This window comes from Bacillus sp. RE35 (genome assembly GCF_052146655.1).
Classification (GTDB): domain Bacteria; phylum Bacillota; class Bacilli; order Bacillales; family Bacillaceae_G; genus Bacillus_A; species Bacillus_A cereus.
In genome coordinates, this window is sequence record NZ_CP197377.1 from 3,376,193 (window position 1) to 3,399,153 (window position 22,961).

The following is a 22,961-nucleotide window of genomic DNA, read 5'->3' on the forward strand; positions in this document are numbered from 1 at the left end:
ACTCTCCTTTTTAAATTTAAAACAAGTATACCATCTTTATACAAAATAATTAGAAAAATGAGATTTTTAAACCTAAACATACAAAAAAGAACCTGCAGCACACGCTACAAGTTCTTTTCCACTACATTTTAAACGATTTCTTTATTAACAACATAAACCAAATTAAAGTAACTGCCATCAACGAATGAGAAAATCCTACAATATAAGTTAACCCTTTAAAGTCAGCTCCATTTAACTGAAGAAGCCCTCTCGCTGCTAGCGAACCTAACATTAATGTTAATACAATGTTATGTAAAACAAACCACTTATTAAACCCTTGCACTTCATGAAACGCGAATACTTTTGCTAATCCTAAAGCAATTAAAAAGAAGAAAAAGCCAAGTACAAGTGTATGTGTATGCAAAAGATTTAACAAAGTAGATCCTAAAATCCCTTTATACTTACCATACTCCCTAGCGAAAATCCCTGATAATAAACCGATAATCAAATACGTAAACGATGCATTATATAATTTCTTCATTATGTACCTCCTTGAGTAGAATGTGTAGTGTGTCATATTTAGTAATAATGATAGTTATATAGTAAAAACTCCTAGTCACCTAGGAGTCATTGTATAAGCATCTCACTCTTTACAATCAATCCTAATTATAAAATATCTCTCTATACAAAACAAACGAACTTTATGTGAACAAACAAAGCTCCATTAAAATATGTTGCACTTTTGTTTTACACAATCCATACTAATTGTTATAACTTTTTAAAGGTGGTGTAATAATTGATAGTTCTTGAAACCGAACGTCTTAACCTTCGTTGGTTTGATATAAAAGACGCTCCTTTTATTCTTGAGTTAGTAAACGATCCTGCATGGATTCAGTTTATCGGTGACAAAGGAGTTAGAAACTTAGAAGATGCAAAAAATTATATTGTAAACGGTCCCATCGATATGTATAACAAACTCGGATTTGGCCTTTACTTAGTAGAACGAAAAGAAGATCTCACTCCACTTGGTATGTGTGGCCTTATTAAAAGAGATTCATTAGAAGATGTTGATATCGGATTTGCCTTTTTAGAGACATTCCGTTCACAAGGATACGGCTACGAGTCAGCTTCTGCGATAATCGAATACGGTGTACAAAAGCTCAACATGAAACGAATTGTAGCAATTACTTCTATAGATAACATCGCCTCAGGAAAGCTTTTAGAAAAAGTAGGATTACGATTTGAGAAAATCATTTCAGATTCAGGAGAAGATTTAAAATTATTTGGGTATAACGCATAGTAAAGAAGGTCGCCGTGAATGGTGACCTTCTTTACTATTTTACTGATCTCGTCATAATACTTTTAGTTCCATTATAGTTTTGCAGTAATTCTTGTGATTACTACTATGCCTTTCATATCACATTTTTTGGAAATTCATAGAAATAAAACTTTCACATTTAAATAAATTATATTAATATATCAAATAAAGGAAGTGAGAATAAATGGAACAACCTCTATTTTTATTAGTTCTTCAATTCATTGCATTCATATTAATCATTTGTATCGTATATGGAATGTTGTACAATACCGTATTAAATTTAAATATGCCTAAATGGACTGCACATATAGTAGCTACGGTCTTTTCCCTTGGTATTACCTATCAAGCTTTTATAAATTTTATTTGAAAAACTTTTGTAGCAATTACTTCTATTGTTGATGCAGTAAAGCTTTTAGAAAAAGCAGGATTGCAATTTGAGAGGGTTATTTCAAGATCAGAAAACGTAACCATTTTTTATAAAGTCTTTCCAGCGCAAAATAGTGAAGAAGTTAGTTCCGCTGAAAGTGTGTTTGCATAAAAAGAAATGAATTTAATTGATGCTACAAAAATTTTATTTTAATTCTGGTTCTATTGTTTGGAATCGTTCTAGGGTACCATTTGTGTGGACTTTAAAAATTTTCATTTGCGCACCAAAATGTTGCGTTAAGTAACATGTATCACCAGTTATTAAATTTCCAATCTTCCAATCAGGTTGATATGTACTTTCCATGGAACTTTCTAAATCCCCGATCATTATTAAATTGATATATAATGAAGATGAACTACTCAACATTTTCGTTAAAGATAGTCTATCAACCTCTAACTACCTAATGAACTCAAGTAAACACATCTTCAGTCATTTTAAGAGGTACAAAAGGCACCCTTTCGGGTGATTTTTGTATAAAAATTCTATTTTTTTATATTCGATACCAACCACGAACCTTTTTAAAATAATAATATCATTATGTCTCCTTTTTAGAGATTATTTTTAATTACCTTGAATTTTTTGCACCAGAACCGGAAAATCCCTGACTACTCGAAATATCAACTATCAGGTGCTAATATTCAATAACGCGTACTGAAAATGATTAAACATTTTTATAAACCAGTGGAACATTTAAGAAATCAATTTTTCTCTTATCGAAATTTAATTAGCTTACAGTAATACAGTGGTCATATATTTTTAAGAATAACGGAAGAATATATAGAAATTGCTACAGAAATGTGAAGTTTAATTAATTTAGGAGGAACAAACTTGTTTAATCAGCTTGTAAAAGTTATACCGAATTTATTTACGATTGGAAATTTATTGTGCGGTGTTTTCTCAATCACCTTGAATATGAGTGAATATTTAGGAGCAGCCTCCATTCTCATTTTCTTTTCAGCTGTTTTAGATTTTCTTGATGGAAGAATTGCAAGAAAATTAAAAGTGAACAGTGAGTTTGGCGTAGAATTGGATTCCTTAGCTGATATTGTTAGTTTCGGCGTCGCTCCTGCGCTTTTATTTCATACGATAGCAACACCTTCTATTTTAACTTCTTTGGCATTTATTCTATTCCCAACAATGGGTGCTTTAAGATTAGCTAAATTTAGTATTAAACCAACTATTGGATATTTTAAGGGATTACCTATTCCAGCTGCAGGATTATCATTGGCTGGTATGGCATTGTTTTCATATAGTAATGCATGGATTACTTTAATCCTCGCCCTCTTAATGGTAAGTCCCATTAGGTTTAAAAAATTTTAATGAAGATCACGCCCAACGCCATTAAGGAGCATTTTAAATGGATTTAACGCGTCAATAAGTATAAAAAAGCGGGACAATAATATTAAATTAGATGCCCTTCGAAAAATTAAAACCTTGTATTTATGGCTATTGGGTTAATCCATCGATATGTTATTCTGAAACGTCAGTCCACTTTTAACAGGAGCTCCCTTTATCAAGAGAGCTCCTGTTCTTATTTCTTCTTCTTTTCTGTCGGCTGGCTTTGTTTAGCAAAATTAGATGAATCATCAAAATTCGGTTGCTTTTTACCAGCATTATTACTTCTACCTTTTCCCATATGTAATGCACCTCCCCTCCCCCTTACTATTCCCAATAAAAAAATTCTCTTGCATCCAAGAGAATTTTAAATTGGGTTCTTATTGATAATACCTAAGTACTTCCAACACTGCCATTCCATAAAAGATGGATCCAATGTTAAATTATTTAATGCTAAAACAAATATTACATTTTCATATTTAACTGGATAATCAATTAATAATCCTAATGTATTTCCTGAATCTGCGACAATTATGATTCCCTTTTCTAACACGTCATCTATAACTTCTTTTAATTATTCTTACCTAGCATATAATATTTTCCTACACATTGAGATTGCATGTTGTATAAGGAAGCCCTTCTTCTTTCCATGCAAGAAATCCTCCCTTTAAATTCACTACTTCCTTTATACCAGCTCTTTGTAAAATACTAGCTGCTATAGCGGAACGTAATCCGGTTCGACATTGCAAAACTATTGGAAAATTTTTCGGTATATAATCTAGTTGTTCAAATAGATTACCTAAAGTGATATGTATTGCATCATGAAGGTGTCCTTCCTCCCACTCTTTTTTACTACGCACATCGATAACCTTAACGCTTCCACCTTTTATATGCGGATATAATTCAATCGATGTTTTTTCTTTGTAACTTTCAAATCTATCAAGTCTTTGTATTACTTTTAAGGGTGCAAAAGCAATAATATTATCTAACCCAATAGATTCAAATTCTCTAATAACTGCCTCTACTTTAACCTTTTCCTCATCTAGAATTATTAAAGTTTCTTTTTTATAATCTAATAACCATCCACACCAAGTTGTGAAAGAATTGTTATAAGGTATGTTAATTGACTTCTCGATATGACCTGCAGCAAAACTCTCTACATCCCTTATATCAACTATTTGATAAACGCTCTTCAAAATTTCTTGAAGTTCTTCTACTGTATTAATAGCAGTACTTTTTCTCTTCTTACGAATTGGCGGACCATACTTATTTAAATTCTTCATTAATGAAAAATACTTTGGAGGCTCTGGCTGTGCCGTCAATAAAGTCGATATAAAATCACTTTCTTCATTACACCGAAATGCCCAATTGAACATCTTTTCATAACCTAATGTAGAAGTTGGAATTGCTCCTAATGCTTTTCCACATGCGCTTCCCGCACCATGTGATGGCCATATTTGCAAATAATCAGGAAGTATTTTTATTTTTTGTATAGAATCAAATAATTGTTTCGCTCCTATTTTTGCAGTATCTTTAATACCGACTGCAGTTTCTAATAAATCCGGTCTTCCTATATCTCCTACAAATATAAAATCACCTGTGAATATTCCTATCGGTTTATCATTCGTATAATTATTTTGACTTGTATCAGTTACTAAAAAAGAAATACTTTCAGGCGTATGCCCTGGGGTGTGAATTACATTAAATTTTATATGACCTACTTTAAACTCTGTGCCTTCTCTAACCAATTTGTATCGACCTTCGTTAAGATATTGATATTTCCAATCACAATCTCCTTCATCAGATACATATAAATTTGCATGGTAAAGATTAGAAAGTTCTCTAGACCCAGAAAGAAAATCAGCATGAATATGAGTCTCAGCCGCAGCAATTACTTCCATCCCCTCTTTCTTAGCAAATTCTATATATTGTTCTATATAGCGACTAGGATCAATAACGATTGCTACGCCTTCTTTCTGACAACCGACTAAATAGGAAGCATGTGCTAATTTTTCATCATAAAAATATTTTAAAAGCATAGCTATTCCCTCCAATTAGTTATTTCAAATTAATTTTCAATTTTTGTAACCACTTTTTATCTTCTCCTATAGAATCCCTTTCAACATTAAATTCCAATACATATATGGCAACATATATCTTTTAAGTAAAAACATACTATACCGTTCTTTCGCTTGATTAAATGGAAACGTTTCTTGAGGCTCATGTTCATAGTTAAATTCAGCAAGTATAAGACTTTTATATCCTGTAACAATCGGACATGATGTATATCCATCATATTTAGCCTGTAAATCTCTTCCGCTAAGTACGTCCATAATATTTTGTTTTAAGACGGGTATTTGTTTTCGAATTGCTGCTCCAGTTTTAGAGGTAGGTAAATTGGTACAATCTCCAAGTCCAAAAATATTTTTATATTGCACATGCTGCAAAGTATAAGGGCTTATATCCACCCACCCCTGATGATCACTTATCTCACTCTCTTTAATAAAATTAGGTGGCCCCATTGGCGGAACAACATGTATCATACTATATGGTACGGTTTCTCTTTTTAGTGTTTGCGTATCTTCAAAAATTGCCTCTCTCTTTTCGGCGATAATTTCCACTAGATTTTTATTATAATTCGTTATAATTTGCTTTCTTTCTAGTACTTGTTCTAAAGTATTTGCATATCGTGGAACCTGAAATATGTTATTGTTTGCAGAATAAAATATTACTTTACTTCTGTTTCTTACACCACTATTACAAAAATACTCCTCTGCTAAGTACATAATTTTTTGTGGAGCACCACCGCATTTAATAGGAGTATTAGGGTGGGTAAAAAGCGCATTTCCTCCTTTAAATTTTTCGATTTCTCTCCAAGTAGAATCAACATATGTATAAGAATAATTGCTACATACCCCATTAGTGCCAATAGACTCTTTTAAGCCTTTAATACTGTCCCAATTTATTTGGATACCAGCTGCTACAATAAGAATTTCATACTCAAGTAGCAGTCCGTCATCTAAAAGTATCTTATTTTCAGATGGAAATAACTCAACAACACTTTTAGGGATCCACGTTGCCCCTTTTGGAATAAGCGATTCCTGATTACGCATCGTACTTTCCTTTGAAACAATTCCTCCCCCCACTAAACTCCATAGTGGCTGAAAGTAATGTTTTTTTGATGGATCAATAATTGCTATACTTTCTTTCAATAGGGGTACATTTCGTAATAAATGTGCAGTAGAAGATAGTCCTGCTGTCCCAGCACCAATTACAATAATTTTATAACTATCTCTGGTCTTCATTATCCTCTTCCTATCTAAAATTGATTTTTAAATTAACTAATTAGTAGCCATTTTTTCATCGTAGTAACATGATTATAAGTTAAAAACATCATAGTTTTATCTGATTTAAATGAAAATTTTGTTAATTTTACCATCAACATTACTATATGCGTAAATCCCCTATGTTACTTCCATATTTTAGTTTTAATATTAAAACTAAATATTATTATATAAAATAAAAATAATGCATTAAAATACTTTTCATGAATCCGGATAAGTAATGTTTAAAAAACAACATCTAACATCTTAGATGTTAAAATAAACAAATTCACATACTTCACAAATATGAAAAGTATTAAATATCGCTTAAGTTTCGTTACCTTTTTCTGTATATATTGATAAAAAATTGTGAAATTTTATCGCATTATGCAAGACATTTAATATTAAATATATTACTTTTACTATGAACTAAATGGTTTATAGGGCTTTTCTAAATAAACAAGGTGCTAAATTAATTCTTAAGAAGCCATTATCATTGCATTTATCTAAAAATTTTAAAAAATACACGCAGATGGATATCATCTTAAATACATATATAATTACCTTTAATTTTTTGACACGATTTCACATAATTCTTAAACTGATTTTTTTGCGTGCATTATGAAAAAAAATGCACCGTGTCAGTCTTTAAAAGATTATATATCATAACTTTAAGAGAGGCAGGAAAACTATGAAGATGAAAAGAAAAATCTACTGGTTAAATGCTAGCCAATAGATTTTTCTTTTTTATCTAAGGATTCTTTTAAAAGAACAACAATTTTACTACAGTAATCAAGAACAGGTTTCTAAATTAAGTTACTGGAGAATATATAACTCTGGCGCAATATCCCTACCAGCTTTCATTCCAATAATAACTCCATGATATAACGTCAAAGATGAAATCCCTCAACTTAGGTATTTGACTTTTTAAATTTATACAAATGTCTTAGCTCTATGTACTGTGATATATAGGTCCACATCAATATGTTATTGCATCATATACTGAACAGATAATTTAAATTACTTTTATAAAGGATGATGAGGATGAACCTAGAAGATATACAAAAATCCTATGGCGTAATCGTAAGTTTAGGAGGATTGTGTCAAGTCACCAACCAAATCAAAAGACACAATTTAAGAACATTTTCTGGACCTTTAGATTGGTTTTATTATCCATCACTTTCAGATGTAAACAGATTACTTCAAAATCGATTTAAAAAATTCATGAAGTTGGAAAATATGGTTATAGAAGGTTCAGAAAGTTACGGTCTTATTGAATCAGAATTTGATAATCAAATTAAATGGGCAGAACGAATTACCTACTGTATAAAGGACACTTATTATAATTGTTTTTCAATGCATGATTTTCCTATTAATTCCGAAAAGGATTTGAAATCAACCTATCCTTCTTTTAAAGCTAAATTAGACACTAGAATTAATCGATTCCTTGAAAAAATAAATAGTAGTGAATCCATTTTATTCATTAGAATTTGGGGAAATCGAGATGAAGCGGTTGAATTACAAAACGTATTATCTAAAATTACAAATAAGGATTTTAATATTCTTATTGTTAATTTCAAGGAGGGTATATCTAATATTGTTGAACAAAATTGGGGAATATCGAGGGTTTGTTCAATTGAACTCCCACGTTATCAGGATAGATGGGAAGGTGATGATTCCGATTGGGATGTTATTTTAAACAAAATAACATTAACTTAATAATTTTCTTCTTACTTTTAACATGATTTGGCCCGTAAAATCAAATAGGTGTAGAAAAATAAAATTCCTGTCTAATTGATACACACTTAATTAACAAAACGTTCATATAATAATTCGTAAGTCCTTCTTTATTGAATAAATAGTTCTTTACAAAATTAGTTCCATCACTAGAGCACCTTTATGCGGTGCTCTTTTTTGAATTTATAAAATGTAAAAATAGTTGTTCCATTTTCCTTTAAATGGCTAATTCCCTTTGTTATTCTTCTATTGATTTCTGTATAATCATTTATGCGATCAGCATATTCTGCTTATGTAGTGCATTCACGACTACTTACTTCCATACTTTATCTTATATTTTGTCTTCTTGGATATTTCATTATAAGCTTCTTCAATTCCCTTGATTTCCTTCCCCTTCTTTTATCTTAAGAATAAGCAATTTCTTTCATTAATATTAAATAAACTAAAGCATAGATTTTAAAAGAACCTAATTTACATATAATTCATGATAAACTACAGTGTGTATTCTCCACGTTTAATCAGCATCTGAATTATAAATCTAACATATTTTTTTTAGTTGATTGTCATTATGGTACAACCGTGTATACATTTACCAAACAAACTACATAGTTTAAATTAGTAAAATATATAGAGAGGAGGGAAATAAATCTATGAAAGTCATAATTTTGTGTGGCGGAAAAGGGCTTCGGATGCAAGGAATTTTAGAGGACATTCCCAAACCATTAGTTCGAGTTCAAGGAAAGCCTCTCCTCTTGCATATAATGAATTGGTATAGAAAATATGGACATTCTGATTTCATTTTACCCTTAGGATATAAAGGTGAGAAAATTAAGGAATATTTTATGGACTTTAGCTGGAAAGAGAATGACTTTAGTTTGAATTTTAAAACCAGTCAATATACGCTACTTCAGAAATTAGAAAATTGGAATATACACTTTATAGATACAGGAATTGATACAATGACCGGGGCAAGACTAAAAAAACTTGAATCCTTTGTACAGGGTGAAACCTTTTTATTAACTTATGGTGACGGATTAGCCAATATAGATATTGATCAACTAATAGCATTCCATAAAGAAAAAGGAAAAATTGCTACATTAACTGGAATTAAAAAAAATAGTCAATACGGCCTATTGGCGGTCGAAGATGGAATTGCTATTGATTTTAAAGAAAAACCATTACTTGATGAAGTAATTAATGGCGGTTTTTTTGTATTTAACAAAGAAATATTCAATTATTTAAGTAATAATGATGATTGTGTTCTAGAAGAAGATCCTCTTCGAAATTTAATAAAAGACAATGAGCTCGCCGTCTATGAACACAATGACTTTTGGGCTAGTGTCGATACACCTAAAGATTTAAAAACTGTAAATGAAAGTTGGAATCCAAATAAATTTTAGTGGAGAGGACTGAATAAGCATTGAACTCTAATGATAAAAAAATAAGTTTACCTCGATTGTACATCCCCTCTAATGAGAAAATAGTTAACCCACTTTCAACAGGAATTAAAGCTTCAAATCTCTCCAAAAAAAATACTCAAAAAAGAATTAATCCCCAATTCTATAATCAACAACATGATCTAAATAATCATTTCTGCGTCATTGTAGGTAGTGAGTATGTCTTGAAAATTATTGCTTTACAGCAATCATTAATGCAGTACTCAGAAAAATTCACATTGTGGATTTGTTGTATAGATCCTTTTGCATATTCACTATTAAAAGAAATGAGTTTAATTAATGTAAACCTTTTACAAGTTGAAGAATTAGAAGATCGTGAACTAAAAGCAATTAAGAGAAAAAGAAAAGTAAATGAATATTGTTGGACTTTAAAATCTGTCTTGATAGAATATTTATTGGTCAATTATGATTTACCATCTATTCTATATTGTGATGGTGATTTATGCTTTTTCTCTGACCCTAATATTATTTTTGAGGAATGGGGTGACCATTCTATCTTCCTAACCCCCCAAAGAGATCGTGATTGGGTAGAAAAAATGTACGGAAAATATCAGGCTGGTCTAATTGGATTTAAGAATGATCTCTATGGACTAAAAAGTGTAAGATGGTGGAAAAATAAATGTATAGATTGGTGCAGTGCCGAGGCTGAAGAGGGGAAATTTGGAGACCAAAAGTATTTAGATTATATCCCTATATATTTTCCAAAAGTAAAAATTTCAAATAACTTAGGTATAAATGCTGCGCCTTGGAACTGTATATATAATAACGATTATAAAATTGACAAGACTAAAAATGATATATTTATTGAAAACGACAAACTAGTTGTTTACCATTTTGCATGTATTACTATCTTTACTGAAAATGATTTTGATCTTTGGTCTTTGGGAGAAATTTCAATACCCAATAATATATTAAACCATATTTACACTCCGTATTTAGAGAGAATTCAATTTGTTTTAAAGCAATTAAAGGATAAATTCAATAAAGATACTAAACAATTTTTAAGTAAAAAAGATATAAATAAAGCTCAAACTTTATATAAAGATTCACAATTAAGAAGAAAAATGAATCAATCCAATCATTTTATGAACTTTTCCATGATTATAAGTAAAGAACGATTAATTCAAGGATTGACCTCTTATTATTCCTTAGAAAATTTCAACGCTAAATTTACTGTATGGATCTGTTGTATGGATGATCTAACTTATCAAATATTAGAGCAATTAAAATTAAAGCACGCCATACTAATTCCGGTAAAAGAAATTGAAAATCATGAACTCCTCAGTATAAAAAATGATAGAAGTTTACAAGAGTATTGTTGGACATTAAAAGCGCCCCTATGTCTACATGTCCTTAGTCTTTATCCGGAAGTTGATCACATTATATATTGTGATGCTGATATGTATTTCTTTACAGCACCTAATATCATTCTTGATGAGTGGTGGAAATACTCTGTATTCCTTTGCCCTCAAAGAAGCTCTACTGAAATTGAAAGCATACACGGTATATACCAAGCTGGTTTAGTAGGCTTCAAAAACGATCAAAATAGTAAAGAAATTTTAACATGGTGGAAAGATAAATGCCTAGAATATTGTAATAATCATTATGATGTTGAAATGGATAGATGGGGTGATCAAAAATATTTAAATCACATTCCTAACATCTTTTCTAATATAAAAATCATGACTCATAGAGGTATTGATGCAGCACCTTGGAATGTCATTTTAAATAGCAGTTCTATATCCAAAACAGATAATAAAGTTTTTATTGATCAAGATGAATTAATAGCTTTTCATTTTGGAAGTATGCAAATTATTAATCCAAATGAGTTCGATTTATGGAAACACGAAACTTTAGAATTACCTCCAGCAGTTTTAGATTATATATACATTCCTTATATTGAACAATTGAATAAGACATGTCATACCCTTCATAATACTTTTCAAAAACCTTCCTCCTCTTTATTTGCTGATCAAATTGATACAACAACAATAAAAAATTATTTTAAATACCCCTCCCCTCATCACAATTAAGACTGATACTTTCCTTATTTAAAAATAAATCTATTTATTTCAGCAACTAAAAATACATCTTAATAAAGGATAGATTATCACTATGATTGCTTCATTTAAAAATAAAACTTTCCTTATTACTGGTGGATACGGTTTTATTGGTTCTCACTTGGCACGAAGACTTTTAAATTTACAAGCAAAAATTGTTCTTTTCATAAGAACACCATCAAACTCTTGGAGACTAAAGGATATTCTAAAATATATTGAAACCTATGAAATAGATATACGAGATAAAAAACAAGTACAAGATGCAATAAAGAAAATTAATCCCGATTATATCTTTCACCTGGCAGCCTATGGTGTAAATTCTGCCCATACAGATTACATCCATGCTATAGAAACAAATGTTATAGGGACTTGTAACATTATTCAAGCAGCAAAATTGGTGAATTGTAAAAAAATCATCAATTTTGGGAGTAGTTCTGAATACGGTAACAAGATGGAACCTATTCATGAAAATATGTTACTAACTCCTGTGGATATCTATGGAAGTACCAAAGCTGCTGCTACTATACTCGCCCATCAAATTGCTAGCGAAAACAATATTAATCTTATAACATTAAGACCTTTTGGCATATTCGGAGAAGGCGAAGAGCCGCATAAAATTTTTAGCTATATAATCTTGCGAGTATTACAAAACAAAGATGTAAATTTAACTTTATGTAATCAATTAAGAGATTATTGTTATATAGAAAATGTAATAGATGCCTGTATCCTAGCAGTAGAAAATACTACTGTACAAAATGAAATTTTTAATATTGGGAGCGGCACTATTCACCCCTTGAAACATTATGTAGAATTATTATTCAAACATTTGAAAACCAATTCCAGACCAAATTACGGTGCAATTTCCTCTAGAACAAATGAAAGATGGGTTCCTGAAGCGGATGTGCAAAAAATAAAAAACTCTCTTTCCTGGGAACCTAGAATTAATATTGAAGAAGGAATTATAAAAACTGTTAATTGGTATAAAAATAATAAACATTTATACCTAACCCCCTAAAAATAGGGTACTAAAGGAGGTGGACTAATTGTTAAACCAAAACTTTAATAATGCTTTTTACGGAAAAACAATTTTAATTACTGGACATACTGGTTTTAAAGGTTCTTGGTTATCCCTATGGTTGAATGAATTAGGTGCTACTGTAATCGGATATTCATTAGATCCTAAAAATAAGAATGATAACTTTAACATTACTAACCTTCAAAATAATATAATTGATATTCGTGGAGACATTAGAGATTTTAATAAATTAAATAAGGTTTTTACAGATTATAAACCTGAAATTGTATTCCATTTAGCTGCCCAACCTCTAGTTAATTATTCATATGAATATCCTAGAGAAACATACGAGGTAAACGTTGTAGGAACTATGAATGTACTAGAGGCAATTCGATTACATGAATCAGCTAAAATAGGAATTATGGTGACAAGTGACAAGTGCTATGAAAATAAAGAATGGCCTTGGGGTTATCGTGAAATTGACCCTATGGGCGGCCATGACATATATAGCTCAAGCAAAGGATGCTGTGAACTTTTAATTTCTTCCTATCGAAATTCTTACTTTTCAGAAGAAAACTTTTCTCAACACAAGAAAATAATTGCAAGCGTTCGAGCTGGTAATGTAATTGGTGGTGGTGATTGGTCAATAGATAGAATTATTCCTGATTGTATACGAGCATTAGAATCAAACAAAAACATTATTATTAGAAACCCTACTGCTATTAGACCCTGGCAACATGTACTAGAACCTTTAAGCGGGTATTTACTCCTTACAGAAAAAATTATAAATAATGGTATCCTTTATTCAGGAGCATGGAACTTCGGGCCATCCCTAAGCAATATTGTTCCAGTAGAAAAATTAGTGACCAGTTTACTAGATATTTGGGGCTGCGGGGATTGGACAGCAGAAAATATAGGTCCAATAAATTTTCATGAAGCAAATTTACTAAATCTTGACATTAGCAAAGCAAAATTCAATCTTAATTGGCAGCCAAAATGGTCCCTACAACAGACTTTAGAAAATACAATAGAATGGTATAAACATTATAATTCTTACACCAGTTCTGAGATGATAAATCTATGTATTAGCCAAATCAAACAATATTGTATGCTTTGAACTACTCCCACTTCCCCATACTTGCTGTGAGTTCCTTATGGAGGGAGTCTTCTTGGTTAAAATAATAAAAGATACATTAATTTTTATAGTCTAAATTATAAACCTACTATACCTAAAATTATGTGATTGTCCATTAACAAAGATTTTATTTCTTCGGTTATTTCAAATCAACTATTGACATTATACTTAAGCATAAAGGAATCACATATTTTTCTAGTGATTCCCTTGTTCTGAGAAAATAATGTCTTGCTTTAACGACAATACAGTATATGCGATTATTAATTTATTTGTTCTAGTTATGAAAAAATCTATTCCTGTCAAAAGAGCTTTCTTCAAAGAAAAACTTCCTATTTTCTTCTACTTATCCTACCCGAAAAGTAACTAAGATGAAAATTTTGATAATTATATCTACTATTATAGAATTATCCCCTTCTTGTAGCTATTCCACTAAAGTTCATGCTTATATATTGATTCTCTGATTTATTATCACCAATGTTGATGAATTCATGCATTGCTTATTCTATACACAAATTGCTTTTTGAATTATCTTTTCAGAATAAGTAAAGAAGGCTTTCTCTTTTATGCACTTCCTCCCTACCAGTCTTTAATTTGCCTTTAATCAACAATAAGAACAAATCTTCAATATAGTACATCTTCTATAAAACAAAACCATAAGTAAGATAATTTCACTATTACAAATAATGAGATGTTCTGTTTCACCTTTTTACATTATCTAAAAAAGAACTTGTAGGAATTCTTACAAGTTCTTTTTTGTTTTCTTTATTGTCTTCTTATTTACATACGCAAGATTTATATATTTTATCGGATACATACTATATGTATCCGATAAAATAATTTAAAAATTAATATGTAATTGATCCGTTTTAAGAAAAGGAAATTTCATAAATCTTCAATCACAGTTTCTAAGTTCACCTGATAGAACGTATAAAGACTCATATCATCTTTTGATAATTTTTGGATGTTTTATTCTAAGTATATTCGACACAAATTGATTGTTTTTTATGAATTTTCTTGAAAAATATTGTAATATCACTCCATTTTTTCTTCTATTTTGTTATGATGTTTATAATTAAATTGGATTGGGATTTTTTTAGAAAATGGGGGCGTATATTATGAGTGTTTCAGTAAAGGGAAATGAGCAATTAACCTCTCTATTGAACGACTGGTATCGAGCTATGCTATCTCAACAAGTTATAAAAGCTACTAATCTAAAAAAGAAAATTGATGAAAAAATTAATAAGTTAAGCATTGAGCCGGATCAAGAACATCAGGATCAAAATTTGTTACTATACTATTCACTACTCGAATTTCGTTACAAGGTCTTAACAGATAGCCTTGGTATTCAACAAAATAGTTTTGATACTATTAGCGATTATGATATGCCTACAGATCAATTTCTACAATTCTATTATCATTTTTTCAAATCCATTCATTCCACTTTTATATCTAATTATACTGAGGCAGAGGAACATTATAAACTAGCAGAAAAAATATTGGTAGCTATACCAGATGAAATTGAACATGCTGAATTTTACTATAGAATTGCTACTTTCTATCACCATACCTATAACAATCTCGCTTCTATCGAGTACGCAAATAAATCGAGGGCAATCTTTTCAAAGTACGAAGGTTATGAAGTAAAAACAGCCTTTTGTAATAGTTTGCTAGGTGGTTGCTGCATCTATTTAAAACAGTACGAACAAGCAGAAGAATATCTACATTGCGCAATTGATTTACTACAAAAAAATAGGGAAGAAGATTCCTTGTTATACGTAAAAAATACTATGGGGTGGCTGTATTCTGATCAAAGTATGTCTACTTTAGCTATTCGTCACCTTTCAGAAGTAACAGAGAAAATCCCTACACACTTCAAGGCCATCTTCCTACAAGCTAAGGAACATTATAAGTTAGGAGAACAATCAACGGCCAGCCAACTCATTGATAAGGGACTACAGATTTGTAGAGAAATTCATAACGAAGAATACACACACCACTTCTCTATTTTTAAAAAATTAAACGAAAATATTCCATTGGAAGAATTAGAAAAAATCATTCAAGAAGGAATCTTATACTTTGAGGAAGAAGAATTATGGGAATATGTTGTCGAATACGCCGAATTATTTGCCACAAAATGTAGACAATTAGAGAACCACCAAAAAGTAAGTGACTATTTCCATATTTGTTATCAAGCAAGACAAAAATCAATCGCAAAAGGAGTGTTAAAATAATGAAAAAAATTAGCTTATTATTATCAGGCATTGCTTTTATTGGGGTATTAACGGTGGGAATTTTTCAGTTTTCTAAAACAGATCAGCTTGCTACTCATGGGCATTATCCTGCTCCTTCATATAGTGTTGGCGATTATGGTGGTGCACCACCACAAATTTAATGTAAATGTATTTAAAAACCCTCCAAATGGAGGGTTTTTAAATGGCTTATCTGCCTGTTCAATACGCATAGAGAGTACATATTATACTTATTTACTATGTTATAAGATTTTTCATTTCCACTCTGTAACAAGATTCTAGCATTCTCTCCTAGAATCTCAACTTAAATCTTAAATCCACCAATTAACTCTTGAAGTTCTTCCGCCATCTGTGCTAATTGTATTGCTGAAGAATTTATCTCTTCCATAGAAGCATGTTGTTCCTCAGATGAACCAGCTATCGTTTGCATACTTGAAGAATTTTCTTTTACAGCCATAGCTATTTGATCAATCGATGTATCAACTTTCATTGCATCAGTTGTCATTTTATTTGATAGTTCTACCATACCATGCACTTTTGATACAATATCATTTGCAGATTTTGAAATCTCATAAAAACTTTGTTTTGTATCATTCGCAACCTTAATTCCCGACTGTACTTCTACGCCTACTTCATTCATAGCTTTTACAGTCTCATGTACGTCTGCTTGTATTTCCTTAATTAAACTTCCAATTTCCATTGAAGATTCGGATGATTGCTCCGCCAACTTTCTAACTTCATCAGCAACAATTGCAAACCCTCTCCCCTGTTCCCCAGCTCTAGCTGCTTCAATCGCTGCATTTAATGCTAATAAATTTGTTTGTTCCGCAATATTTTGAATCGCTTCTAATATACTGCCAATTTGCTGTGATTTCTTATCTAATAATTTTATGACATTATCGGATTGAGAAACAGAGTGATGGATAGACTGCATTTGTGTTACAGTTTGTTCTACTAATTGTTCACCTTCATTGGCTTTTTGTTTAGTGTATATGGATGAAGCCGATACTTCAGAAGCATTCTCAGCTACGTATTGAATATTTCGTGTTACCTCACCAATTAATTCAGCTCCAGACTCAACTTCATTATTTTGAACCTCTGCACTGTTCGAGATTTCTTCCATCTCTTTTGTAATTTGTTCTGTCGCAACACTTGCTTGCTCTACACTAGCAGTTAGTTCCTCAGAAGACGCAGCTACATGTCCTGCAGATGTGTTAATTTGAGAAATAATATTACGTAACGACTCTGCCATTGTATTGAAACTACCACCTAATTGACCAAGTTCATCCTTTGAACGAATATCTATTTTCTCGGTTAAATCTCCTTGACTAATTCTTTGAGCTGAAATGACTAATTGTCTTAGTGGAGTAATTATAGATTTGAGTATGAATAGAATTACAATTCCACCTAACAATAATGAAGCACCTATTATAGTGAGCGTTTTATAAAAAATAGGATTGGTAGCTTCTTCAATTTCTTTCGTAGGCATTACGCCAGCTATTTTCCAACCTGTTTTTTTATTTGTCTTAAAGCTTATGTTTCGATCTTCACCATTGAGGCTATAAGTAATTACTCCATCTTCTGTCTTGTACAATTCATCCACTAAAGTTTTATCTAATTTCTCTCCAGGTTTTAATGATGGATGAACAACTATAGTTTTATCTTGACTAACTATAGATACAAATCCTTGCTTCCCAATTTTTATCATTTTGGATGTTTTTACGATATCTTTAATATTCAAATCTACGCCAATGACACCACTTTTATCTGCATTCTGCTTTGCAATTGCAATTACCATATTTCCTGTAGACTTTGATTTATATGGAGATGAAACAATAATCTCTCCATCTGCTTTTACTGCATCCTTATACCAACTGCTTTCTAGCGGATTAAACCCTTCTGGTATTTTTCCAACAGGTGCATGAATAAATTGATTGTTACTGGATGCCGTATAAATCGTTTCTATCTCTGGATGTAACTGTATATATTGATCAAATTTATTCTGTACATTTTGCGATTGTTCAGGATTATAATCCCCTTGTGTGAGTACCTTTGCAAAATGAGTGATATCTGTATGCTTATTTTCTAATTCATCATCAACAATCTTATCTAAAATACTTATATTATCTTTTGCTGATTGTAGAATTGTTTCATTAAGATCTGTTTTTGATTTATTATAAGATGATACTCCTACGATAAGGCTTGGTATAATTAATATTGCTATAAATGCCATAGACAACTTCGTTTTAAGCTTTATTTGCCCCAATCTTTCTTTTATATTAAACACTAGCTACTTCTCCTTTTCATTTTTACTACTTATATAGTTTATTTAAATTTTTCTCCTTTACTTTTCCACATTCATTTATGGTACCATTCGAAATGAAACCATAATTACATCCTATTATCCACACTTTATAATTTAGAGATTTAATTTTCACAGACAGAGTTTTATCTGTCCTCCTTTCGAATATGTTATTTTTCTAGATTCAGCAATTATTAGACTACGAATTATTCCAAATAAACTTGATGCAACATATACTTCATTTAAAAAATAATTATTGGATTTGTTTGGATAAAAATCTAGTTTAGCGCTAATCCAATCGGATGAAATTCTTACCATAATACATTCACTAAACATAAATAAGTAAATTTATTTCTTTTAATACTTATATTTAACTGCCTTTTAACCATTCTAACTGTATTATTTCATCGTTTTATCTATTTATTACAACCACTTTTGTTTTATTGAATCACTAAACTATAAATTCTAAATAGGAGAATAAAATAAATTAGAGAATTACATTGTAACACATATATATAAGTTGTTAATATTAAAATTTAAAACTTTACTATTTTTCATATGCAATATTACATGCGAAAAGCCATAATTTTTTTGTTATACTATGCATGTGGATTTTTCATCCAAAATCCACCCAAACGCATATTTATGTATATGCCACCCTAATTGATGAAAGTGAGAAGAGTGTTTATCATTTTTCTCACTTTTTTATTTAGGCTCTGTTAATATTGATTATTGATAAAAAGTATTAAATAAGGGAAGACACCTTAGAGTTGGTGCTTCCCTTATTTGTTGATTATTCAAATCTAAAATAGGTATTTTCTAAACCTATTCTTTGCTTTAATGTTCTGCCCAAAGCATAATTATTTGGTAATTCTTTTTCAATGACACAAATAATATAACCTGCTTTTCCTGTTGTTAAATTAGTTAGTTGTAAGTAGTTAGTGTTGTCGTAGATATAAGAAATAATATATTCATAGAAATTATTTTCTTTATCTTCTCTATTCATACCAACATTGTACAACCTAACTCTTGCTCCTACCCAAATTTCCTCATCATCATCAACATTACTTAAAGGCATCCATTTCGAGTTATCCAATATTTCACCCTTTTCTTAATTCATTCGTTTATACACGAATGTTGCTAGACACAAACTATCATAAGCATCCGTCATTTCATTGATTAGACGACCACCAACAGAGAAAAAAGACTCAACATAGCTTTTTACCCATTGAAACACTTGCTCTTTTAGTTATTTTTACATTTTGAATCTACGAAAATGAATTCCCTTATAAAAACTCTAACAGAGAATGTTCCCTCCAAATTTCACCTAGGGAATTATTTGTTTTCCAAAAAACCTACCAACATCTTTATCAACTCATTTTAGAATATTTAAACAATAATTCCATATACATTACCTGCATAAATTATTCATTTTCTTTTATATAAGACCTACCTTTTTACTTTTGGTAGATTATTAGACATTGGATTATTATACATAAACCCAAAAACATGCGGTATTTTGTAGAATTTTGTCTATCAATATGTATGTACACCCTTTTGTAGTGGATATAGACTGTGAGGTGTAAGGAGATACCTTACAAAATAATAAAAAGGAGATTATAGAATGAGTAGATTAACAAAATTCTCAAAGTTAGTATTTGCAACTTTAATCGCGGGAAGTAGTCTAAGCACCTTTGTTTCGTCACACAGTGTACAAGCTGACACCTTAGATCCTAATTACCAAGACAATGTAAAATTCATACCACCTTCTAGTGCTAGGCCAAAATTGGAACAAAAAAACACTATTGTTCCAGAAGCAAAAGTTGTTAAAAACCATTATGTAAAGTACTCTAAAGCACATTTCCAAACTAAAGAAAGTATACCAAAAGAGATTTATTATTCTTCAGAAGGCTTTAAGGGCTATATACAGGCAAGTACCGTTTGGGATATGGGAGATCATTTCGCAACACTATATTCCGGAACCGTTATTCGATGTTAGACTTTTAATCCATTCTCCCCTAATGCTTAAAATGATTAATAACTCACTGCCAATACTTTAATATCTATTGTTCATAAAATAAACCACAAAATCTTTCGATTTCATGGTTTATCAAATATAAAGATAATGCTAAACGAATACTCTAACATTACCTTCCCCAAAGTTAATTATAGAGTATTTTCAAAAAAAAGACACTCTTGTAGTGTCTTTTTTATAGTATTTTAAAAAGAATTCCACCTACTAACACCTTTTTGTTGCGCCTATTCGTTTATTTCAATATGATACTTTTCCATCTCGTATATGCAATAGACAATGATAGCTAAACTCCAACTGACACTATAATAATTATGTGTGTAGAAGTCATAGCCCGCTTTAATACCTTTCTCTATTACAACTAATGTAAATCCTAAAGCCACCCATCTGTTAATTTTCATCTTTATAAACGTTAAAGAGATAATTATTAAAAATAAAATATTTGTAAGATGATTTATCATTAGCTCATATTTTTGAATGGATACTGCCATTATACAAGCAACGATATTAGTCGCAATGCCAAAGGCAATCACCGCTCCCCAAACCCTGTCCGAAAGTCCCACTCCTGAGTCAGTCCCTTCCTAAACAAATATCCCTTTCTTTAATTCGTTCCTACACCCTATTCAAGATATGCTAAATTATCCTTGTCTGATGAATATCTATTTATCTTTTCATATAGAGCAAACAAAATTTCTACTCATAATTTTTTCTTTATTAGACAAACTATGTCTAAGCCGTTTGAACTAGCGGCTTCACTCTTCTGGTAATGGGATAGCACAATTTATTGAATTGACTAACTCATTCAACCCACTGGCACCGGCAGGCAACAAAATAGTTGTCTGCCATTTTCATGTATACTTTTTCTAATTTCATTTCAAACCAAGTGTGTGCTGTACTGATTTCAAAAGGACAGAATTTCATTTTTTAAAATGTAAAAAAGATAAGGTCCTGTCTACTTTTGGTATAGGACTTTTTCTTTTCACACATACTATTTTTGAACCTGTTTACCAATACGTGTCCTAATGGTGTCTTGAATTCCTCCTAAAAAGGGTTGCAGATACGACTGCATGCCCTTTTATTTACGTTGCTTCTCTATATTGAATAAAATAATTAAAAACTAAAAATGTAATATTACATATTTTTTCTGTTCAGATTATGTTAGGATTTACTTCGTAGTCGAATTATAGTTTCGTATCTAATTCAGCAATATGTGAACTGTTTACTTAAAGAAAAGACACCCAAAAGGTGTCTTTTCTTCTTTTAATCTAAAAAACATTTTTTCTTTTCAGTAAGATCCAATTATCCCTCTAACCTAAACCTCATAATTAAAGGCAATTTAATCATGGTACTCAAGAGTTTTCATACATTTCAATATACCTATAGCTTAATTTAAAATCACATTTCCAGCACTATATTTGCTTTCCTACAGATTTTCTGTCTTGTTCTTAATTCTGTCAAAATCCTCATGTAGCTATACAAAGAATATATGCTACTATGATATTAAGAAACTATGCGTTCCCTTAACCCTGTATCCGGCCCTGTATTTATTACAGGGTCTTTGTTTATTTTATTTACTTTTATTGGCTTATAAGGGTTAATACACAACCAATTTCAATTAAAATTGTTTAAATGTTAGTTAGAATTTGAAATAATATATCTATTAACTTTTTTAACAAATGTAATCTAATATTAAATTTCTAAATCTATACTGTACTATACACCAGTTAACACTATATAAATAGTATTAACTATCTTAATTGAATATTAGTAATAGTAAGTATAAATATTATCAATTTACTACATCTTACATTTATGTAAAAATAAATACATGTTAAGCTTTTTCAAAATCTTTCCCCTAATAAAGATTTGAAGTAGCATTTCATGATTCTCCTTACTGTTAATATGCCTTGAAAAAGAACCCTATAGGGTTCTTTTTCTTCTCATTATAACCTCAGTAAGTCCATGCAAAAAGGACTGCTAATTATTTGCAGCCCTTTTACACGTTAATATACACTTGTATTACATGCTTAAAACTTTATTGTATTAGGTATTTATACCAACTAAACATGCCATTATCATTTAGATATATAACACTTCAAAGTTTAGAAGTATACAATAACAAATCTTTCCCAACTTCCAGCTACATAACTAGTAGCTGTTAATTCTCTATCACCATTTGCTGATATATATCTACCATTACTTAGTGCTTGTAATACATATATCCTATTGTCTCCACCATTATATAAGATAAACTTTTCCCATGCACCAATTGATGTACGATCTGCTACTACTCTACCATTTGGCTCAAACAAAACATACTTCCCATTACTTTTAGTTTTTAAAGCGTACGTATATAATTCCCCAGTCGGAATTAATTCGAATTTCTCCCATTCATTAACTGCATTACGATTTGCTATTATATTTCCCGAAGGCTCAGCCGAAACATATTGTAAATTTGCTGCCTGTATAGCAACTGTCCAACTTCCATTTTACTTTAAAGGTTTAAACAATTGTGACCACATTTGTTTGAACCTCCACATTTTTTTCTAAGCTATTCTCTAAAAATCTTATTTTTCGTTGTAAATAAACCTG

Annotated in this window: 20 protein-coding genes and 1 pseudogene; 11 read left to right on the plus strand and 10 right to left on the minus strand. The window is 30.7% G+C overall.

Annotated features, from left to right (window positions below; all coding sequences use genetic code 11):
• Positions 1-121: 121 nt before the first annotated feature.
• Complete coding sequence (locus ACTL4X_RS17385; RefSeq protein WP_086401486.1) at positions 122-520, minus strand: DUF2871 family protein; 399 nt, start codon at positions 518-520, stop codon at positions 122-124.
• Positions 521-775: 255 nt separating this feature from the next.
• Between ACTL4X_RS17385 and ACTL4X_RS17390 the strand changes: the two genes are divergently transcribed.
• Together ACTL4X_RS17390 and ACTL4X_RS17395 are read left to right on the plus strand one after the other, a co-directional pair.
• Positions 776-1,279: a GNAT family N-acetyltransferase gene (locus ACTL4X_RS17390; protein WP_000636203.1), complete on the plus strand. Its 504-nt coding sequence runs from the start codon at positions 776-778 to the stop codon at positions 1,277-1,279.
• Between the two features lie 202 nt (positions 1,280-1,481).
• Positions 1,482-1,664, plus strand: coding sequence for a hypothetical protein (locus tag ACTL4X_RS17395; protein ID WP_000437513.1), 183 nt, complete (start codon positions 1,482-1,484; stop codon positions 1,662-1,664).
• A 204-nt stretch (positions 1,665-1,868) separates the two neighbouring features.
• Here the strand turns inward: ACTL4X_RS17395 and ACTL4X_RS17400 are convergent, their stop codons facing one another.
• The gene (locus tag ACTL4X_RS17400) at positions 1,869-2,051 is read right to left on the minus strand and encodes a DUF5065 family protein (RefSeq protein ID WP_002041581.1); all 183 of its coding nucleotides are present in this window, start codon (positions 2,049-2,051) and stop codon (positions 1,869-1,871) included.
• A gap of 501 nt (positions 2,052-2,552) precedes the next feature.
• Between ACTL4X_RS17400 and pssA the strand changes: the two genes are divergently transcribed.
• Entirely contained in the window at positions 2,553-3,044 is a 492-nt protein-coding gene (pssA, locus tag ACTL4X_RS17405) for a CDP-diacylglycerol--serine O-phosphatidyltransferase (RefSeq protein WP_000483080.1), read from the plus strand.
• Between the two features lie 382 nt (positions 3,045-3,426).
• Here pssA and ACTL4X_RS17410 read toward each other — a convergent pair whose 3' ends face one another.
• The 3 genes from ACTL4X_RS17410 to ACTL4X_RS17420 all read right to left on the minus strand — a co-directional run bounded on the left by ACTL4X_RS17410 (position 3,427) and on the right by ACTL4X_RS17420 (position 6,364).
• Positions 3,427-3,612, minus strand: coding sequence for a hypothetical protein (locus ACTL4X_RS17410; RefSeq protein WP_000890300.1), 186 nt, complete (start codon positions 3,610-3,612; stop codon positions 3,427-3,429).
• Between the two features lie 49 nt (positions 3,613-3,661).
• Positions 3,662-5,098, minus strand: coding sequence for an MBL fold metallo-hydrolase (locus ACTL4X_RS17415; RefSeq protein ID WP_000925318.1), 1,437 nt, complete (start codon positions 5,096-5,098; stop codon positions 3,662-3,664).
• Between the two features lie 66 nt (positions 5,099-5,164).
• Positions 5,165-6,364: an FAD/NAD(P)-binding oxidoreductase gene (locus ACTL4X_RS17420; RefSeq protein WP_000857313.1), complete on the minus strand. Its 1,200-nt coding sequence runs from the start codon at positions 6,362-6,364 to the stop codon at positions 5,165-5,167.
• A gap of 1,062 nt (positions 6,365-7,426) precedes the next feature.
• Between ACTL4X_RS17420 and ACTL4X_RS17425 the strand changes: the two genes are divergently transcribed.
• From ACTL4X_RS17425 to ACTL4X_RS17455, 7 genes are all read left to right on the plus strand, one after another.
• The gene (locus ACTL4X_RS17425) at positions 7,427-8,101 is read left to right on the plus strand and encodes a papain-like cysteine peptidase (protein WP_001047153.1); all 675 of its coding nucleotides are present in this window, start codon (positions 7,427-7,429) and stop codon (positions 8,099-8,101) included.
• A 668-nt stretch (positions 8,102-8,769) separates the two neighbouring features.
• Entirely contained in the window at positions 8,770-9,519 is a 750-nt protein-coding gene (locus ACTL4X_RS17430; RefSeq protein ID WP_000864434.1) for a sugar phosphate nucleotidyltransferase, read from the plus strand.
• A 20-nt stretch (positions 9,520-9,539) separates the two neighbouring features.
• A complete protein-coding gene (locus ACTL4X_RS17435; protein ID WP_001087530.1) occupies positions 9,540-11,609 on the plus strand; it encodes a glycosyl transferase in 2,070 nt (689 codons plus the stop codon).
• A gap of 82 nt (positions 11,610-11,691) precedes the next feature.
• Positions 11,692-12,651: an NAD-dependent epimerase/dehydratase family protein gene (locus ACTL4X_RS17440; protein WP_000561952.1), complete on the plus strand. Its 960-nt coding sequence runs from the start codon at positions 11,692-11,694 to the stop codon at positions 12,649-12,651.
• A 28-nt stretch (positions 12,652-12,679) separates the two neighbouring features.
• Entirely contained in the window at positions 12,680-13,768 is a 1,089-nt protein-coding gene (gene rfbG, locus ACTL4X_RS17445) for a CDP-glucose 4,6-dehydratase (RefSeq protein ID WP_000934347.1), read from the plus strand.
• Positions 13,769-14,901: 1,133 nt separating this feature from the next.
• Complete coding sequence (locus tag ACTL4X_RS17450; protein ID WP_151639768.1) at positions 14,902-16,017, plus strand: Rap family tetratricopeptide repeat protein; 1,116 nt, start codon at positions 14,902-14,904, stop codon at positions 16,015-16,017.
• Positions 16,017-16,178 (plus strand): hypothetical protein, encoded by a 162-nt coding sequence (locus ACTL4X_RS17455; RefSeq protein WP_000724107.1) that lies wholly within the window; start codon positions 16,017-16,019, stop codon positions 16,176-16,178. Before ACTL4X_RS17450 ends, ACTL4X_RS17455 begins: the two co-directional genes overlap by 1 nt.
• 161 nt (positions 16,179-16,339) lie before the next feature.
• Here ACTL4X_RS17455 and ACTL4X_RS17460 read toward each other — a convergent pair whose 3' ends face one another.
• The 3 genes from ACTL4X_RS17460 to ACTL4X_RS17470 form a co-directional block, all read right to left on the minus strand.
• Positions 16,340-18,322 carry a methyl-accepting chemotaxis protein gene (locus ACTL4X_RS17460; protein ID WP_000481869.1) on the minus strand — a complete coding sequence of 661 codons (1,983 nt, stop codon included), beginning with the start codon at positions 18,320-18,322 and terminating at the stop codon, positions 16,340-16,342.
• An 808-nt stretch (positions 18,323-19,130) separates the two neighbouring features.
• Positions 19,131-19,415: a hypothetical protein gene (locus ACTL4X_RS17465; protein WP_002024558.1), complete on the minus strand. Its 285-nt coding sequence runs from the start codon at positions 19,413-19,415 to the stop codon at positions 19,131-19,133.
• A gap of 33 nt (positions 19,416-19,448) precedes the next feature.
• Positions 19,449-19,574 (minus strand): hypothetical protein, encoded by a 126-nt coding sequence (locus ACTL4X_RS17470; RefSeq protein WP_002026153.1) that lies wholly within the window; start codon positions 19,572-19,574, stop codon positions 19,449-19,451.
• Between the two features lie 387 nt (positions 19,575-19,961).
• Here ACTL4X_RS17470 and ACTL4X_RS17475 point away from each other — a divergent pair, with 387 nt between their 5' ends.
• Positions 19,962-20,336, plus strand: coding sequence for a hypothetical protein (locus ACTL4X_RS17475; RefSeq protein ID WP_000088960.1), 375 nt, complete (start codon positions 19,962-19,964; stop codon positions 20,334-20,336).
• A 260-nt stretch (positions 20,337-20,596) separates the two neighbouring features.
• Here the strand turns inward: ACTL4X_RS17475 and ACTL4X_RS17480 are convergent, their stop codons facing one another.
• Together ACTL4X_RS17480 and ACTL4X_RS17485 are read right to left on the minus strand one after the other, a co-directional pair.
• The gene (locus tag ACTL4X_RS17480) at positions 20,597-20,932 is read right to left on the minus strand and encodes a hypothetical protein (RefSeq protein ID WP_136363562.1); all 336 of its coding nucleotides are present in this window, start codon (positions 20,930-20,932) and stop codon (positions 20,597-20,599) included.
• Positions 20,933-22,471: 1,539 nt separating this feature from the next.
• Positions 22,472-22,858, minus strand: a pseudogene (locus ACTL4X_RS17485) (fascin domain-containing protein); the annotation flags it as partial.
• Between the last annotated feature and the right edge of the window lie 103 nt (positions 22,859-22,961).